Source organism: Arthrobacter koreensis, from assembly GCF_009193255.1.
Lineage (GTDB): Bacteria > Actinomycetota > Actinomycetes > Actinomycetales > Micrococcaceae > Arthrobacter_B > Arthrobacter_B koreensis.
Genome location: NZ_WACG01000002.1, coordinates 26,984 through 42,965 on the forward strand (window position 1 = coordinate 26,984; position 15,982 = coordinate 42,965).

At 66.4% G+C, this 15,982-nt stretch carries 16 protein-coding genes and 1 tRNA gene; 13 read left to right on the forward strand and 4 right to left on the reverse strand.

The annotated features are described in order from the left end of the window. Positions 1-21: 21 nt before the first annotated feature. The 6 genes from GD628_RS07100 (at position 22) to GD628_RS07125 (ending at position 5,896) form a co-directional block, all read left to right on the forward strand. Positions 22-1,128: a pseudouridine synthase gene (locus GD628_RS07100; protein WP_091605745.1), complete on the forward strand. Its 1,107-nt coding sequence runs from the start codon at positions 22-24 to the stop codon at positions 1,126-1,128. 10 nt (positions 1,129-1,138) lie between these two features. Beyond that, entirely contained in the window at positions 1,139-2,242 is a 1,104-nt protein-coding gene (locus GD628_RS07105) for a prephenate dehydrogenase (RefSeq protein ID WP_377956281.1), read from the forward strand. Next, a complete protein-coding gene (gene cmk, locus GD628_RS07110) occupies positions 2,242-2,940 on the forward strand; it encodes a (d)CMP kinase (RefSeq protein ID WP_152274273.1) in 699 nt (232 codons plus the stop codon). The genes GD628_RS07105 and cmk overlap by 1 nt, the downstream gene beginning before the upstream one ends. Positions 2,941-3,122: 182 nt before the next feature. Beyond that, positions 3,123-4,667 (forward strand): ribosome biogenesis GTPase Der, encoded by a 1,545-nt coding sequence (gene der / locus GD628_RS07115; RefSeq protein ID WP_091605737.1) that lies wholly within the window; start codon positions 3,123-3,125, stop codon positions 4,665-4,667. Positions 4,668-4,804: 137 nt separating this feature from the next. Beyond that, positions 4,805-4,878, forward strand: a tRNA-Pro gene (locus GD628_RS07120). A gap of 268 nt (positions 4,879-5,146) precedes the next feature. Further along, positions 5,147-5,896: an SDR family oxidoreductase gene (locus GD628_RS07125; protein WP_152274274.1), complete on the forward strand. Its 750-nt coding sequence runs from the start codon at positions 5,147-5,149 to the stop codon at positions 5,894-5,896. A 25-nt stretch (positions 5,897-5,921) separates the two neighbouring features. On the opposite strand, the gene GD628_RS07130 is transcribed toward GD628_RS07125, so the two are convergent. Continuing rightward, positions 5,922-7,070, reverse strand: coding sequence for an NAD(P)-binding domain-containing protein (locus tag GD628_RS07130; RefSeq protein WP_152274275.1), 1,149 nt, complete (start codon positions 7,068-7,070; stop codon positions 5,922-5,924). 119 nt (positions 7,071-7,189) lie between these two features. Here GD628_RS07130 and GD628_RS07135 point away from each other — a divergent pair, with 119 nt between their 5' ends. Next, a complete protein-coding gene (locus GD628_RS07135; RefSeq protein ID WP_152274276.1) occupies positions 7,190-7,957 on the forward strand; it encodes a MerR family transcriptional regulator in 768 nt (255 codons plus the stop codon). Between the two features lie 41 nt (positions 7,958-7,998). Here the strand turns inward: GD628_RS07135 and bsh are convergent, their stop codons facing one another. Beyond that, complete coding sequence (gene bsh / locus GD628_RS07140; RefSeq protein WP_152274277.1) at positions 7,999-8,946, reverse strand: choloylglycine hydrolase; 948 nt, start codon at positions 8,944-8,946, stop codon at positions 7,999-8,001. Between the two features lie 238 nt (positions 8,947-9,184). On the opposite strand from bsh, the gene GD628_RS07145 reads away from it, so the two are divergent. Then, positions 9,185-9,745 (forward strand): small multidrug efflux protein, encoded by a 561-nt coding sequence (locus GD628_RS07145; RefSeq protein ID WP_152274278.1) that lies wholly within the window; start codon positions 9,185-9,187, stop codon positions 9,743-9,745. Here the strand turns inward: GD628_RS07145 and GD628_RS07150 are convergent. Further along, positions 9,742-10,263 (reverse strand): alpha/beta fold hydrolase, encoded by a 522-nt coding sequence (locus GD628_RS07150; RefSeq protein ID WP_338083409.1) that lies wholly within the window; start codon positions 10,261-10,263, stop codon positions 9,742-9,744. The two genes, GD628_RS07145 and GD628_RS07150, sit on opposite strands and share 4 nt — an antisense overlap. A 345-nt stretch (positions 10,264-10,608) precedes the next feature. Between GD628_RS07150 and GD628_RS07155 the strand changes: the two genes are divergently transcribed. From GD628_RS07155 to GD628_RS07175, 5 genes are all read left to right on the forward strand, one after another. Beyond that, positions 10,609-12,096 carry an FAD-dependent monooxygenase gene (locus GD628_RS07155; RefSeq protein ID WP_152274280.1) on the forward strand — a complete coding sequence of 496 codons (1,488 nt, stop codon included), beginning with the start codon at positions 10,609-10,611 and terminating at the stop codon, positions 12,094-12,096. Between the two features lie 218 nt (positions 12,097-12,314). Continuing rightward, on the forward strand, positions 12,315-12,785 hold the full coding sequence (locus GD628_RS07160) for an FHA domain-containing protein (protein ID WP_091605714.1): 471 nt from the start codon (positions 12,315-12,317) through the stop codon (positions 12,783-12,785). Positions 12,786-12,798: 13 nt separating this feature from the next. Further along, entirely contained in the window at positions 12,799-13,554 is a 756-nt protein-coding gene (gene ftsR / locus GD628_RS07165; RefSeq protein ID WP_152274281.1) for a transcriptional regulator FtsR, read from the forward strand. A 5-nt stretch (positions 13,555-13,559) separates the two neighbouring features. Beyond that, positions 13,560-14,057: a bifunctional nuclease family protein gene (locus GD628_RS07170; RefSeq protein WP_091605997.1), complete on the forward strand. Its 498-nt coding sequence runs from the start codon at positions 13,560-13,562 to the stop codon at positions 14,055-14,057. Between the two features lie 233 nt (positions 14,058-14,290). Next, positions 14,291-14,881 (forward strand): MerR family transcriptional regulator, encoded by a 591-nt coding sequence (locus tag GD628_RS07175; protein ID WP_091605709.1) that lies wholly within the window; start codon positions 14,291-14,293, stop codon positions 14,879-14,881. A 92-nt stretch (positions 14,882-14,973) separates the two neighbouring features. Here the strand turns inward: GD628_RS07175 and GD628_RS07180 are convergent, their stop codons facing one another. Next, positions 14,974-15,816 carry a ParA family protein gene (locus GD628_RS07180; protein ID WP_152274282.1) on the reverse strand — a complete coding sequence of 281 codons (843 nt, stop codon included), beginning with the start codon at positions 15,814-15,816 and terminating at the stop codon, positions 14,974-14,976. Between the last annotated feature and the right edge of the window lie 166 nt (positions 15,817-15,982).

Consider the following 15,982-nt stretch of genomic DNA (forward strand, 5'->3'; position numbering starts at 1 on the left):
CTACACCCGAAGGACTTCTCAATGACACAGGCACCCCGTTCCGGCTCAGGCCGCAGTAATCCGCGCAGCGGCGGGGGAGCAGGCTCCAGCCGCAGCTTCGGCAAGGGCTCCAAGCCCGCCACCGGACGCACCGGAGGCCCGAAGTCCTCAGGCGGAGCAGGCGCCCCCAAGCAGGGAGGCTTCAAGTCCGGCGCACCAAAGTCCGGCGGTTTCAAGGGAAGCGCGCCCAAAGAAGGCGGCTTCAAGCCCGGCGGTCCCCGCACCGGCGCCCCGAAGGGCAAGGGCGGCGGCGAGCGGGCTTTCCGCAACGAACGCTTCGGCAAGAACCTGGGCCCGGTGACCAAGCGCACGCACACGCGCCGTCCGGGCAAGCCCGTCATTTCCGAGCACCACGATCCCGAGGGCATCCGGCTGCAGAAGGTCATGGCCAGCGCCGGCGTAGCCTCGCGCCGTGTCTGCGAGGAAATGATCACCGAGGGCCGTGTGGAGGTCGACGGCGAAGTCGTCACCGAGCTCGGCGTGCGCGTGGACCCCAAGACCGTGGCCATCCACGTGGACGGCATGCGCCTGCAGCTCGACGAGACGCAGAAGTACTACGTCTTCAACAAGCCGCGCGGCGTCGTCTCCACGATGGAGGACCCGGAAGGCCGGCCGTGCATCAGCGATTACCTCAAGAGCACCAACAAGCATGAGCGCCTCTTCCACGTTGGCCGCCTGGACACCAACACTGAAGGCCTGCTGCTGCTGACCAACGACGGCGAGCTGGCCAACCGCCTGACCCACCCCTCCTACGAGGTGCCCAAGACCTACCTGGTGCAGGTGCGCGGGCCCATGGCCCACGGCATCGGCGCCCAGATGCGTGAAGGTATTGAGCTGGAGGACGGCTTCGCCAAGGTTGACTCGTTCCGTCTGGTGGACTCGACTCCCGGCCACATCCTCGTGGAGGTGGTACTCCACTCCGGCCGGAACCGCATTGTCCGCCGCATGTTCGACGCCGTTGGCCACCCCGTGGAGCGGCTTGTCCGCACCCAGATGGGCCCGATCCGCCTGAATGACCAGCGCCAGGGCAGCATCCGTGTCCTGGGACGCCACGAAGTCGGCCACCTGATGGCCGTCGTGGGCCTCTAGTCCCGTGACCGTGCTGGCCAACGGGGGCACACACCTGTCCGGACCGGTGCTGGTCATCGGCACCGGACTGCTGGGTGCGAGCATCGGCCTGGGCCTGCGGGCCCGCGGCATCGACGTCGTGCTTTCAGATATTTCCCCCTCCACCGCCGCGGTGGCGAAGGACATTGGCGCCGGACGCCTGCTCCAGGACGCAGGGCCCGGCTTCGCGCCCCAGCTGGTAGTCGTCGCCGCGCCGCCGGACGTGACTGCGTCCCTGGCGGCGCAGGCACTGGCGGACTGGCCGGGCGCCGTCGTCGTGGACATCGCCAGCATCAAGGCTGCCGTCCTGGCGGACCTGCGGGCCACCGGGACGGACCTGTCCCGGTATGTTGGCACCCACCCGATGGCCGGACGGGAAAAGTCCGGACCGGTGGCGGCGCTGGGGAACCTGTTTACCTCGATGCCCTGGGTTATCTGCGCCGCCGAGGAGAGCACCCCGGAAGCCGTGAAGACCGCCGAAGCCCTGGCGATCGACCTCGGTGCCGTTGTTTCGCGCATGGACGCCGAAGAGCACGACGGTTCGGTGGCGCTGATCAGCCACCTTCCGCAGGTCATGTCCTCCCTGGTAGCCAGCCGGCTGCAGGACACCCCGTCTCCGGCGCTGGCCCTGGCCGGCAACGGACTGCGGGACGTCACCCGGATTGCGGCGAGCGACCCCAAGCTCTGGGTCCAGATCCTCAGCGGCAACGCACCGCGCCTGGTCAGCATCCTGCACGGGGTGCGGGAGGACCTGAACCGACTGATCAATACGCTGGAAAACCCCTCCGCCGACGGCGCGCGCCTGGATATGGCCCAGCTCATCGCCGAGGGGAATACCGGGCAGGCACGGATTCCGGGCAAGCACGGTACGCCCCCGCAGTCCTTCGTCAGTTTCACCGTCCTGGTGGACGACACCCCCGGACAGATCGCCCGGCTCCTCACGGAGATCGGCGAAATTGGCGTCAACCTCGAAGACCTTCGGCTGGAGCACGCCTCCGGACGCCAGGTTGGACGGGTGGAAATCTCGGTGCTGCCGAGCAAAGTGCATGGCCTGGTCAGCGAACTGACCGCGCGCGGCTGGAAGGTAGTTCAGTGATGACAGAGCAGGATCCGGCACAGTTTCGGCTGGGCAAGCCCCTGGTGGTGGCAATCGACGGACCGTCAGGGTCCGGCAAGTCCAGCATCAGCCGTGAAGTGGCCCGCCGGCTGCGCGCCAACTACCTGGACACCGGTGCCATGTACCGGGCGGTGACCATCGCCTGCATGCGGTCGGGCATTGACCTGGCGGATGCAGTGGCCGTTGAAGCCGCGACCCGGAACGCGGACATTGACCTGAGTACCTCACCGGATGCCGAATGGGTCCGGGTTGGGGGAGAGGACGTCACCCAGGCGATCCGCGAACCCGAGGTGTCCTCCAATGTATCCGCCGTGGCCACCACGCTCGGTGCCCGCGCCGAACTGGTGCGCCGCCAGCAGCAGCTCATCAAGGACTCCGGGCTCCGGATCGTGGCTGAAGGCCGGGACATCACCACGGTGGTGGCGCCCACTGCCGAGGTGCGGATCCTGCTCACGGCATCCGAGGAGGCGCGCCTGCGCCGCCGGGGCGTGCAGCTGGGCGGCTCCCAGTCCGCCGCGGCGCTGCGGGAGCAGGTACTCACCCGCGACGTGAAGGACTCGACTGTGGTGAATTTCCAGCACGCGGCCGACGGCGTCATCACCGTTGATTCCTCTGACCTGGACTTCGAAGAAACGGTCCGGGCCGTGCTGGATGTGGTTTTTTCAAGCACGCACTAAGTACTGACGGCAGGCGGACAGCCGGGACTCCAATGGGGTCCCGGCGCCTTGCCGTGTTTCAATGGACTGGTGGCCGCATGGGATTTTCCGTGCCGGCACCCCAACACTTACCCGGGCTGAACGTCCGGAGACGGCCGTGCGCAGCTGCGCCGACGGCCTCAACGGAAAGAAAGCAATAGTTTATGAACGCCAACCCGACCTTTGACGGTGACTCCGAAGAGTACATCCCGGCAGGCGAGGACCAGATCGACGAGCGGCTTGCGGCCCTCGACGACGACGAAGCCAACCTGCGCGCCGAAACCCTGCGCGCCGGGCTCTCCGATTACGAACTCGACGACGAAGACGCCGCCCTGCTGGCCGGCGGCTACGACGAGTATGACGAAGACGCCCCGCTGCGGCTGGACCCCGTCGTCGCCATTGTGGGCCGCCCCAACGTGGGTAAGTCCACCCTGGTGAACCGTATCCTCGGCCGCCGCGAAGCCGTGGTTGAAGACACCCCCGGCGTTACCCGCGACCGCGTGTCCTACCCCGCCACCTGGAACGGCGTGAACTTCACGCTGGTGGACACCGGCGGCTGGGAGCACGATGCCCGCGGTATCCATGCCCGCGTAGCCGACCAGGCCGAAATCGCCGTCGACGTCGCCGACGCCGTGATGCTGGTTGTCGACGCAACCGTTGGCATCACCGCCACCGATGAAGCCGTGGTGCGCATGCTGCGCAGCAAGGGCAAACCGGTCATCGTCGTCGCCAACAAGGTGGACGACATCCAGAACGAAGCGGACGCCTCGGTGCTCTGGGGCCTGGGCTTCGGCGAACCTTACCCGGTCTCGGCGCTGCACGGCCGCGGCACCGCAGACATGCTCGACGCCGTGCTGGACGTGCTGCCGGAGTACTCCGCCTACGGCGGCCTGGAATCCAGCGGCGGCCCGCGCCGCATTGCGCTCATCGGCCGCCCCAACGTGGGCAAGTCCTCCCTGCTGAACAAGCTGGCCGGCAGCGACCGCGTAGTTGTGGACGACCTCGCCGGCACCACGCGCGACCCGGTGGATGAGCTGATCGAACTGGGCGGGCGCACTTGGCGTTTCGTGGATACCGCAGGCATTCGCCGCCGCCAGCACATGGCCCAGGGCGCAGACTTCTATGCCTCGCTGCGTACGCAGGCCGCGCTTGAAAAGGCGGAGGTCGCCGTCGTGCTCCTGGCAGTGGACGAAGTCCTTTCCGAGCAGGATGTGCGCATCCTGCAGCTGGCCATCGATTCCGGCCGTGCGCTGGTCCTGGCCTTCAACAAGTGGGACCTGCTCGACGACGAACGCCGCCGCTACCTCAAGACCGAAATTGAGCGCGACCTGGCCCACGTTGAGTGGGCTCCGAGCGTCAACATCTCCGCCAAGACCGGCTGGCACAAGGACAAGCTCGTTCCCGCCCTGGACCTGGCCCTGGAGAACTGGGACAAGCGCATTCCCACCGGCAAGCTGAACGCCTTCCTTGGCGAGCTCGTCGCCGCGCACCCGCACCCGGTACGCGGCGGCAAGCAGCCCCGCATCCTCTTCGGCACCCAGGCGTCCTCCCGGCCGCCGAAGTTTGTCCTGTTCACCACGGGGTTCCTGGATCCCGGCTACCGGCGCTTCATCACCCGCCGTCTGCGGGAGACCTTCGGGTTCGAAGGAACACCGATTGAGGTGTCAATGCGCGTCCGCGAGAAGCGCGGTAAGCCAGGCAAGCGCTAACACGCGCTAGCACGGCCGCCGGCCCCGGAGCCAATGTGAACTCCGGGGCGGCGCCGATGCGGGGAAAACGCAAACCATGATGTAGAGTATTTGAGTTGGTTCGGCCGGAAACAAACCGGCCACACGGATCAGCGGAACGGGTTGTGGCGCAGCTTGGTAGCGCACTTGACTGGGGGTCAAGGGGTCGCAGGTTCAAATCCTGTCAACCCGACAGAAACTAAAATCGCCTCGGCGGACACTATGTCCGGCCGGGGCTTTTTTGTGCCCTTGAACGGCCATCCTTCCCATTCTTCGTTACTGAAGAGGTACGAGTGGTCACCGGAGGTGACAGGAGCAACGCAGTGTGGGAGGTCCGGCTTCGGCTGCGCGTTCTCTGGCGTTGAAGTTGTTCACAGCAAGCCGCCACGGGCAAGTTAGTGGACTCGGCGGCCCTCTTCGTGGCTGTATGTACTTACGTCCCTCCTCGATCGGAGCACAACATGTCTGAATCCAGCACATCCCGGGATCCAAGGATTGCCCTCGTCACCGGCGGATCAGGGGGAATCGGCCGGGCGATCGCCAGGCGCCTCGCCAGGGACGGCTTTGCCGTGGCGGTCCATTACGCCGGGAACGTCAACAGGGCCACGGAGCTGGTTGAGGAAGTGAACGCCGACGGCGGCCGTGCCATCGCCGTGGGCGGGGACGTCGCAGACTCCGCAGCCATGACCCGGCTCTTTGACGATGTCGAGGCCGCCTTCGGGGGAATCGACGTCGTCATCAACACCGCGGGAATCATGGTCCTCTCAACGGTGGTGGACCTGGACCTGGATGAACTCGACCGGATGCACCGCACCAATATCCGCGGAAGCTTCGTGGTCTCCCAGCTGGCCGCCCGGCGGCTTCGGAGCGGAGGGGCGCTGGTGAATGTGTCCACCAGCCAGACCCGCCTGCAGCATCCCACCTACGCGCCGTACGCGGCCAGCAAGGCTGCAGTTGAGGCCCTGACTCCGGTGCTGGCCCGTGAACTGCGGGGGAGGGACATCACAGTCAACGCGATTGCTCCCGGTCCGACCGCCACACCGCTCTTCCTGGACGGCAAGGACCAGGAGGCCATCGACAGGCTCGCCCAGCTGGCTCCGCTGGAGCGCCTCGGCACCCCGGAGGACATTGCCGAAGTTGCTGCGTTCCTGGCCGGTCCCTCGCGCTGGATCAACGGTCAGGTCATCTATCCCAACGGCGGACTCGCCTGAGGTGCAGCGAACCGCTGCCGGTTGCCTAGCTGCGGACAGCCACGGCGCCGAGCTGTTCGGCAACGGATAGGACAGCGTCCCTCCCGGCCCTGTTCCCTCCGACGGTGGACTGCGAGGGGCCGAACCCGATCAGGTGGACGCGCGGATCCGCCGCGGACACCGTGCCGTGAACCTCTATTCCGCCGCGCTCATTGCGCAGCCGGAGCGGATCAAGATGCGCCAGTGACGGCTTGAAACCCGTGGCCCACAGGATGGCATCCACACGGGTCAGCGAGCCGTCGGCCTCCCGCACGCCATCCGGCTCGATGCCGGTGAACATCGGCCTCCGTTCCAGCGCACCGCGTTCCCTCGCGGCCAGTGCGTACGGGGTCCACAGCAGATCCGTGTAGGAAACCACGCTGCCGGTGGGCCTGCCCGCTCCCACATCCGCCGCAACCCGGGCCACCACGTCCTTTCCTGCCTCCGCATCGAAGGGTCCGTCCCGGAAAACCGGTTCCCGCCGCGTGTACCAGAAAACCTCGGCCACCCGGGAGATCTCCTCCAGCTGCTGGATGGCTGAGATGCCGCCGCCGACAACGGCGACCCGCTGCCCCGCGAACTCCTCCAGCGAGGAATAGTCCCGGGTATGCAGCTGGCGGCCGATGAAGCCCTCACGGCCGGGATACTCGGGCACGATGGGGTTGTCCCAGGTTCCCGTGGCATTGATCACTGCCCGCGCAGCCCAGGTACCGGCGTCGGATTCGACCAGGAGCTCACCGTCGGGGTCATCGTCTGCCGGACGCACTGAGAAGACCGTGACGGGACGGAGGATTGGAAGCTGCGTGCGTTCCTCGAACACCGCGAAATATTCAGGGACCGCAATCCTGGCAGGGGTGCCGGGATCAGGAGGGGCCTGCCGGAATCCAGGAAGATCGAAGATTCCGTTGACAGTGGCCATGGTGAGCGAATCCCAGCGGTACAGCCAGGCTCCTCCGGGCGCCGTCCCGGCGTCGAGCATCACGAAGCTCCGCTCGGCGTCCCGCTCGGCCAGGGCACTGGCAAAGCCCCGCCGGGCCAGGTGGTAGCCGGCGGACAGGCCTGCCTGCCCGGCTCCGATGACGACGACGCCGGCCCGCCGGATCCGGCCGGGTCCGGTTTCGGATTGTCCCCGGGAAGAAGAGGAAGCGGTGTGCATATGGGAGAACTCCTTGGGTGCTGGGGTCACTGGGTAAATGCCCGAACGCTGGGAAACATTCCCCTGGAGGGATGCGGAAGCGCTGTACACCGGGTTCGCGGGAGGGAAAGATGAGGCGCATGTCCTGGAGTACGCGCGAACTCGCCGATCTTGCCGGCACCACCGTGAACACCGTGCGGCACTACCACCGCCTCGGCCTGCTCGAGGAGCCTGACCGGCGCTACAACGGCTACAAACAGTACGAGGTGCGGCACCTGGTCAGCCTGCTGCGCATCCGACGACTCGCCGTCCTGGGCATCCCCTTGTCCCGGCTGGGCAATGCCGCGGATGCCGACCCGGGAACGGCAGAGGTGCTGCGCGAAGTGGATGCCGAACTCCAGCAGCGCATCGATGCGCTGCACCAGGCCCGGGCGCACATTGCCGCGATCATTGAACACCAGGCGCCGGCGGATGTGCCGGCGGGCTTCGAAGCGGTTGCTGCACGGCTGTCCCAAAGCGACCGGTCTATCGTCCACCTTATGACCCGGTTCTATGACGAGGAGGCGCTTGAGGATATCCGGGAGATGTCCGCCGATGAGAGTGACGACACGGGGCCGGACATCGAGAACCTTCCCGCGGACGCCGACGAGCAGACCCGGCAGGCCCTTGCCGAGAGGGTGGCAGCAGTCGTCGTCAAGCACCTCGCCAACTACCCCTGGCTGAGGAATCCCGCCGGGCACCTGTCCCAGGGGCACCAGCTCAGCACGGAGACGTTCGGGAATGCGTTGACGGAGCTGTACAACAAGGCCCAGCTGGACGTGCTGGTCCGGGCCAACAGGATCGCCGAGCAGATGATGGGCGGCGCGCAGCCCGCGGGCGGGGAACGGACCACCCGCACTCCCGACTGAATGCGGGCCCCGGGGAACGGGGCGCCCGCTAATCGCCGCCGCTAGACGACCACCAGGTCCTGTCCCGAAGGCTTGTGGTCGGCGAGCGCCGCACTCTGGATGGCCGGGTCCTCATAGGTGTTCCAGTAGTACGTCATGGTCTTGGACGAGAACAGGCCGGTGTAGATGGTCTTTTCGAAGTCTCCACTGCCCATGGCCGCGCTGCCCTCCACCATGGCTACCTGCTGCAGCGTGTGGAAGGCGCGGCTGACGTTGTCCGCCTCGCTGGTTTTCTGCGGATAGTGGGCGTGCACGTAGGCAGCCCGGACAAAGCGCGACGGCGAGTAGTAGTCACCGGGAATGCCGCGCATCAGCGAGCCGGAGCCGAACGGGGTCAGGTGCGCCTGGTTCAGCACCACCTCCTCGGGGAACTCCGGGGACAGGTTGAGGTAGTTGCGCAGGTTTTCGTGGTGCCAGGTGAACCCGGGCTGGTTCGCCAGGACATCCACATCGTTATGGAAGACCTGCATGCCCGCAGCCGTGTACTCCACGACGATGGACCGGCTCGCGTCGCCGATGATCCAGTGCAGCAGCGAACTCGGATACTTTTCGTTGATGGGCCGGTCAACAATAGCCACGTTGCCCAGCGCTGCCTCCACCTCGTCCACGGTGGCGAACTGGGCGGCGACCCACAGCGGGAATTCGAACGCAGCCACGTTGACCGCTCCGGTCACCTGGTCCGGGGCATAGCTGGCGTATCCGGGGAAGTTCAGCCCGGCTACCGCCAGGCCGGCGTCATTGCCGCAGTCGAAATAGAGCGGGGTGTCTTCTTCCACGATCCCCATGCCAATGACCGCGTGCTTGATGTCCCGGACTGCGCCAAAGGGCGACTTCGGCGCATATCCGGTGGGCGTGACTACTACCCGTTCGCCATAACCGAACGTCCAGTCCAGATTCCGTGCGAGATAAAGGTTGCCGCTGCCGTCGGTGTACCGAATGCCTGTGCACATGCTGATGCTCCCTGTTCCTGGATTGCCGCTCGTCCACCCGCGGTCTTTCAGGGTAGGCCTGTTTGGCGGGTCTGCGGCAGGTGCCCGGGACAAACGGGAAGCCGGATGAGCGGATCAGCCGGAAAGCGTGCCGGCAGGCCGTTCGGCCCAGGGGTTGACCCTGTTCCGGGAACACGGTTTCTACTGCTTCTACAAGCCGGGGGAGAGGCCCCCGCTGAGGAGACTAGGAACCAGCTCGATGAACCCCACCCAGGAACTCGTCCACAACTTCCAGGAGCTGCTAGGCCAGGTGCCTGAATTCATGCAGCCCTTCATCCTGGTGCTCGCTGCCGCTGTCCCCTTCCTGGAAGGCGAAGCGGGCGCCATGATCGGCGTCGTCGGCGGGCTGAACCCCGTCCTTGCCGCTGCCGCGGCCGCCGTCGGCAACTTTGCCAGCGTTGCACTGGTAGTCCTGGTGACCGCCCGGGCCCGCGCCGCCGTCACCAGCCGGGTGGATGCACGGGCAGAGTCCGCTGCCGCCGCAGCCGCCGGCACCGCCACTCTGGTAACGGTGCCCGCCGCCAAACCCGAATCGAAGGGACGGCTGCGTTTCAAGCGCTGGCTGGTCCGCTTCGGCGTCCCGGGGGCGAGCATCCTGGGTCCGCTGGCCATCCCCACCCAGTTCACGGCTTCGATCCTCGTAGCCGGCGGCACCTCGCGCCGCTGGGTACTGCTCTGGCAGGGCGTGGCGATCGTGCTCTGGACCACCATCACCACGGTCCTGGTCTGGAGCGCGCTCAGGTTCGTCGTCGGGGTCTAGGAACCCAGGGCGGCGACATCCCGGGCCACTGTGTCCAGCTGGTCCCCGAACTGGTGGCCGCCGGTTTCATGCCGGCGGACCACCGCACCGGGAAGCAGCGCCTCGTAGCGGTCCAGGTGCTCGAATGGCACTGTGTCGTCGTCGCGGCAGTGGTGCAGGAATACGGGCAGCCCCGGCGGAAGGGCGAAGCCGGCTGGCAGGGCATACTCTCCCTGCCAGCCTTCAGATCCCCAGAACGGCGTGGCCAGCAGCACCATCCCCAGGGGCATCGGTTCCGGCGGGAGCTCCGCAAAGCGCAGCAGCGCCATTGAGGATCCAAACGAATGCCCGACGATGGCCGTCTCCGGACCCAGCGGTTCCAACGCCGCATCAATGCCGTCAAGCCAGGAATCCGCGGTCATTCCGTCATCAGGAAAGCGCGGCATGGACACTGGAACCCTTAAGCGTGAGCGCAGTTCCCCGGCAATCTGCTGATCGTCCTTCCATCCGCCCGCTCCATGCAGAAAAAGAACCTCCACGGCGTACCACCTGCTTCCTCTCGGCGTCCTTCTACTGTGCCGCAGGAGACGGATTGATGACAGGGCCGAACTGAAGTCCCCACCACGGGCGATGCCGGGAACCGGGACAGCGCCCAGGACACCTGATCGCTTGCAGGCAAAGGTCAGCTGCGTGACGCAGTGGCCGCGCCGGACGGAGCCTGTGGGGCCTGAGCAGCGATACGGACGGCCGGGGACTCCCGGCTCCGGAGGGCGACCGCATTCTGCGTCTGGAGATCCTGCCCTGAACCTGTTCCCTCAACATTTTCCCGGTACGGACGTACGCTTCGCTGAGATGACAGTCCAGAGGGATCGAGGGGGACGCCTGTGCCCGAAGTAATCGTCGCCGGAGCTGGCCCTACGGGAATCTTCCTGGCCAGTGAACTCCGCCTGCACGGAGTGGACGTGGTGGTGCTGGATAAGGAGCCTGAACAGAACACCGTTATCCGTGCCCTGGGACTGCACTCCCGCAGCATCGAGATCATGGACCAGCGCGGACTCGGGGCGCAGTTCGCAGCAGCCGGCACCCGGTATCCGCTGGACGGATTCTTCGCGGGAATCCTGCGGAGTGCCCCGGAACTGGACACCACCCATCCCTACGTCCTTGGCATTCCGCAGACTGAGACCGAAACCCTGCTGACCCGGCGTGCACTTGAACTGGGCGTGGATATCCGCCGGGGAACCGAACTCACCGGCCTGTCGCAGGACGAAGCCTCCGTCACGGCAGCGCTCGCGGACGGCAGTGAACTCCGGGCGCGGTACCTCGTTGGCTGCGACGGCGGCCACAGCACAGTCCGGTCCCTGGCGGGGATCGGCTTCCCGGGCGAGCCCAGCAGGCGGGAGTTCCTGCTGGGGGAAGTGGAGTTCACGGCGCCGCCCGATGAGGTGGCGGCGGTGTCTTCCCGCGTCCGCGAAACCCACCGCGACTTCGGTGCAGGCCCCGTGGACGGCGGTGCGTTCAGGGTGGTGGTTCCGGCCGACGGCGTTGCCGAAGACCGCACCGTCCCGCCGGGTCTGGACGAACTGAAGCAGCAGCTGCGCAGCTACGCCGGCACGGACTTCGGAGCCCACTCGCCTCGCTGGATTTCCCGTTTCGGGGACGCGACGAGGCTGGCGGAGGCCTACCGGTCCGGAAGAGTGTTCCTGGCCGGAGATGCCGCCCATGTGCATCCTCCCTTCGGCGGCCAGGGCCTCAACCTGGGACTGCAGGATGCCCTGAACCTGGGCTGGAAGCTCGCCGCAGCGGTGAACGGGTGGGCGCCTGATGAGCTGCTGGACACCTACTTCACTGAACGGCACCCGGTCGCCGCGGACGTCCTGAACACCACCCGCGCGCAGTCAGAACTCGTCTCCACGGAGCCGGGCCCGCAGGCCGTGCGGAAACTGCTCACGGAACTCATGGAGTTCGACGCCGTCAACCGGCACCTGATCGGCAAGATCACCGCGCTGGATATCCGGTATGACTTTGGCCCCGGTCCGGACCTCGTAGGCCGCCGCCAGCGGGACATCCCGCTGGACCAGGGAACGCTGTACGACCGGATGCATACCGGGCGGGGAGTGTTGCTGGACCGGACGGGCGAGCTGCTGCTGGAGGGCTGGGAAGACCGGGTGGATTCAATCGCCGGCGCGGGGCTCCATCCGCAGGTGCCCTCGCGGCTGCTGCGGCCGGACGGGCACATCGTCTGGCTGGAGTCCGAACCGGTTGAGGGCGGCGGCAGCTCTGCGGACAGCCAGGCAGACCTGGTCGACGCGCTGGAGGCCTGGTTTGGTCCGGCAAGCCTGCCGAGCATGGTGCAGCTGGCGGTTCTGGACTGAGGGCGCAGCCAATCAGTGAAGGTCCACGTCAGGGTGTGAACCGGCGATTCGTCCGGCCGGGATGCCCGGGCTGGAAGAGGGGCCCGGATCCTCTGTGCCGCAGACGGCTCATAGCAGGTAGGCTAAGACAGCCGGTAAGGCACGAACGGTAAGTGAGTGTACATTTGGCCAGCCGCCGCCTGGGCGGGTTGGCCGGTTCTTTTTGGGGAGGAAACACCATGGCGGGCGAGGACTACAACGCCGCAGCAGCGGATGATCAGCGTGGCTTCAGCGCGGAGGACACGACGTCGATCAGCCTTCCGCCAATCTCCGACGCAACGACGATCGAGCCCAAGCTCAGCGCGGACGAGCGGGCTGCCGTAGCAGCCCTGCCGGCCGGTTCAGCTTTGCTCATTGCGCACTCGGGCCCCAACGCCGGAGCACGGTTCCTCCTCGACCAGGACGTCACCACTGCCGGACGCCATCCCAACGCGGACGTGTTCCTGGACGATGTGACGGTTTCCCGCAAGCACGTTGAGTTCCGCCGCACGCCGGAGGGCTTCCGGGTAGTGGACTCGATGAGCCTGAACGGCACGTACGTCAACAACGACCGCGTGGACAACCTGCTCCTGCGTACCGGAAATGAAGTGCAGATCGGCAAGTTCCGGCTCACCTTCTACGCTGCGCGCCCGGCTGCCGGCACGGCGTAAAAGGCGCACGCGGATGCCAGGACCAGAGGCAGCGCGGCGGGCTATCGGCTCCGCTGCGGAGCGGGCGCGCCCGCGTGTACTCAACATCGGCCAGGTCCTCGCGGACCTGAGTGCCGAGTTTCCCGGCATTAGCGCCTCCAAGATCCGGTTCCTGGAAGAAAAGGGACTCGTCTCACCGCAGCGGACCGCTGCCGGGTACCGGAAGTACTCTTCCCAGGACGTCGAGCGGCTCCGCTTTGTCCTGGCCCTCCAGCGGGACCAGTACCTGCCGCTGAAAGTCATCAAGGACTACCTTGACGCCGTTGACCGCGGGGAGCGGCCCGAATCCCTCCCCGGGGGCCTGACCCTGGCACCCCGTGCCGTCTCGGACCAGCTCGCCGGGGAACTGGCTGCACGAAGCCGCGCGCGCCTGCTTTCCTTCGACGAACTCGTGGCGGAGTCCGGCGCCGCCGCCGAACTGGTCCGCAGCCTCATCAGCTACGGACTTATCAGCGCCGAGGCGCAGCAGTATGATGAACACGCCCTGAAAGTCGCCAAAGCGTGCCGCCAGCTCGAAGCCCACGGCATCGAACCAAGGCACCTGCGGCCGTTCCGGGCGGCAGCGGACCGGGAATTTGGACTGGTGGAACGTGCCATTGCCCCGGTTGCCTCACGGCGGGACGTCGCCTCGCAGGCGAGGGCCGCGGAGACGGCCCGGGAGATCAGCGATCTCTGCCTGAGCCTGCACAGCGCCCTGGTCCACGGACAAATAGCCCGGATGGAGAGCTGAAGCCGATGCAGGAAGTCGAAGTGGTGGGTGTTCGGATCGAACTCCCGTCCAACCAGCCCCTGGTCCTTCTCAAGGAAACGGAAGGGGAGCGGCACCTGCCCATCTGGATCGGTGCGCCCGAAGCAAGCGCCATCGCCTTCGTGCAGCAGGGGATCGTGCCCCCTCGACCCATGACCCATGACCTTCTGGCTGCCGTCATCAAGGCGCTGGGCCGCCGGGTGACCGAAGTCCGGCTGGTCTCTGTCGAGGACACGGTTTTCCACGCTGAACTGGTGTTTGACGACGGCACCCGGGTGGGGTCCCGCGCCTCGGACGCCATCGCCGTCGCACTGCGGGTCCCGTGCCCCATCATGTGCGCCGAAACCGTCCTGGAAGAGGCCGGCGTGCGCATTACCGAGTCCGATACGGATGACGATGAGGACGAAGCGGAGAACGCCGAGCAGGAGCTGCGGCAGTTCCGGGAGTTCCTCGCCGACGTCGAGCCTGAGGACTTTGAGCGCTGACGGATTCGACACGCTCCAAAAAATACCCGCCGCATCTTTGACCTAGCCCGCGCACGGATCTAACGTCGAAGCATAGAGTTCCCATTGCGCCAATGGGTTACCGGAGACACACTAGGAAAACTGCAGGCATCAGCGCCGGCAGGTTGCCAGGCCCGGCAGGGCACTGGCCGTCCGTCTCCGCTGTGGTAACCAAGCGGCTAGAGACGTTGCGGGAACCATTACTAGGAGGAACAGTGAGTCCGAAAGGCGATGCCGGCGAAAACCGCGCCGTAGCACCCGGAAAGGTTCTGCCGGCAAGTGCCCAGGGACTGCTGTTCACCGAAGACCTGCCGGTTCTCGATGAGGACGCGGGCTACCGCGGCCCCACTGCCTGCAAGGCAGCAGGCATCACCTACCGCCAGCTCGACTACTGGGCACGCACCGGACTGGTGGAGCCCGCCGTGCGCGGAGCTTCCGGTTCCGGCACCCAGCGCCTCTACAGCTTCCGAGACATCCTCGTCCTGAAGGTCGTCAAGCGGCTTCTGGACACCGGAGTGTCCCTGCAGCAGATCCGCACCGCCGTCGAACACCTGCGCGAACGCGGTGTGGAGGACCTGGCCCAGATCACCCTCATGAGCGACGGCGCCAGCGTCTACGAGTGCACTTCCGCGGACGAGGTCATTGACCTGGTCCAGGGTGGCCAGGGCGTGTTTGGCATCGCAGTCGGGCGTGTATGGCGCGAAGTCGAAGGCAGCCTGGCGCAGCTTCCCAGCGAACACGCCGAAGACCATTCCTTCCCGGAAGACGAGCTCAGCCGCCGCAGGGCCGCGCGCAAGATCAGCTAAAATCTAAAGCGAAAGGCCGCTTTCCCGGAAAGGGAAGCGGCCTTTTTTTGCTGTCCGGCGTCCTGCTCTCATGAGGGCGGGCGGCCGAGGAACTAGCCCGCCGGCCGTCGCATGACCCGGTTGCGCATGCTGCCCGTCTGGACCAGGTTCTTGAGCAGCGCGTCAAAGGACCCCGCCGCCTGTTTCGCGGAGTCACCGGGCCAGTGGTGGACAGAGTGTGCAGCGCCCTGGATCTGCTGCCAGTTGGCGTGCTCGGCGATGTTCGGTTCCATGAGCAGGTCTCCGAACATCTGCTTCATTTCGGCGAGCCGGAACGTGTGTTCGTTGGAGGTGGGGCGGACGCGGTTGGCAACGATACCTGCCGGGGCGAGGTTCGGGGCGAACTCCTGGCGGAACAGGTCCAGTGCGCGCATGGTGCGTTCGGTGCCGGCGACGGAGAAGAGCCCGGGCTCAGCGACGAGAAGTACCCGGTTGCTGGCGCTCCATGCCATCCGGGTGAGGCCGTTCAGGGACGGAGGGCAATCGATCAGCACCAGGCCATAACCGGTGACCTTGCCGAGCAGGGTGGAGAGGCGGCGCAGATCCCGCTTGCCGAGGTCCGGGCGGTCGTAGATGCCGGAGTAGGCGGAACCCATGGCTACATCCAGCACGGGGCGGCGCTTGGGATCGTTTCCGGGCTGCTTTCGGGCAGTCTCAACCCATCCGCTTGGCACCACATTGGCAGCAAGGTCTGCACGGCGCGCGCTGCGGAGCATGTCCCCGATGCCCAGGTTGTTGCCGGGGGACACGGCCAGGCCCGTGGTGGCATCGGCATGCGGATCAAGATCAACCACCAGGGTAGGAATGCCGGCGGCCAGGGCCGCTGAGGCCAAACCCAGCGTTACGGAGGTCTTGCCGACGCCGCCCTTCAGGCTGCTGATGCTCACTACTTGCACTTGTTGAACCAAAACCTAACGTGTCGAGGGATCACGGGCGCCGGGTCCGTGCCAGGGAACCGTAATCATTCTATGTGACACAACCCGACAGGCCGGGCAGGCGCGGGTTTGCACATCTGAGCCGTGCACTGAACTATGTTCGATGTGATGTGAATTACCCGCTTGC

Coding starts and splice junctions, on each gene's coding strand:
- GD628_RS07100 (WP_091605745.1), top strand. CDS start 22: ATGACACAGGCACCCCGTTCCGGCTCAGGCCGCAGTAATCCGCGCAGC.
- cmk (WP_152274273.1), top strand. CDS start 2,242: ATGACAGAGCAGGATCCGGCACAGTTTCGGCTGGGCAAGCCCCTGGTG.
- der (WP_091605737.1), top strand. CDS start 3,123: ATGAACGCCAACCCGACCTTTGACGGTGACTCCGAAGAGTACATCCCG.
- GD628_RS07125 (WP_152274274.1), top strand. CDS start 5,147: ATGTCTGAATCCAGCACATCCCGGGATCCAAGGATTGCCCTCGTCACC.
- GD628_RS07130 (WP_152274275.1), bottom strand. CDS start 7,070: ATGCACACCGCTTCCTCTTCTTCCCGGGGACAATCCGAAACCGGACCC.
- GD628_RS07135 (WP_152274276.1), top strand. CDS start 7,190: ATGTCCTGGAGTACGCGCGAACTCGCCGATCTTGCCGGCACCACCGTG.
- bsh (WP_152274277.1), bottom strand. CDS start 8,946: ATGTGCACAGGCATTCGGTACACCGACGGCAGCGGCAACCTTTATCTC.
- GD628_RS07145 (WP_152274278.1), top strand. CDS start 9,185: ATGAACCCCACCCAGGAACTCGTCCACAACTTCCAGGAGCTGCTAGGC.
- GD628_RS07160 (WP_091605714.1), top strand. CDS start 12,315: ATGGCGGGCGAGGACTACAACGCCGCAGCAGCGGATGATCAGCGTGGC.
- ftsR (WP_152274281.1), top strand. CDS start 12,799: ATGCCAGGACCAGAGGCAGCGCGGCGGGCTATCGGCTCCGCTGCGGAG.
- GD628_RS07170 (WP_091605997.1), top strand. CDS start 13,560: ATGCAGGAAGTCGAAGTGGTGGGTGTTCGGATCGAACTCCCGTCCAAC.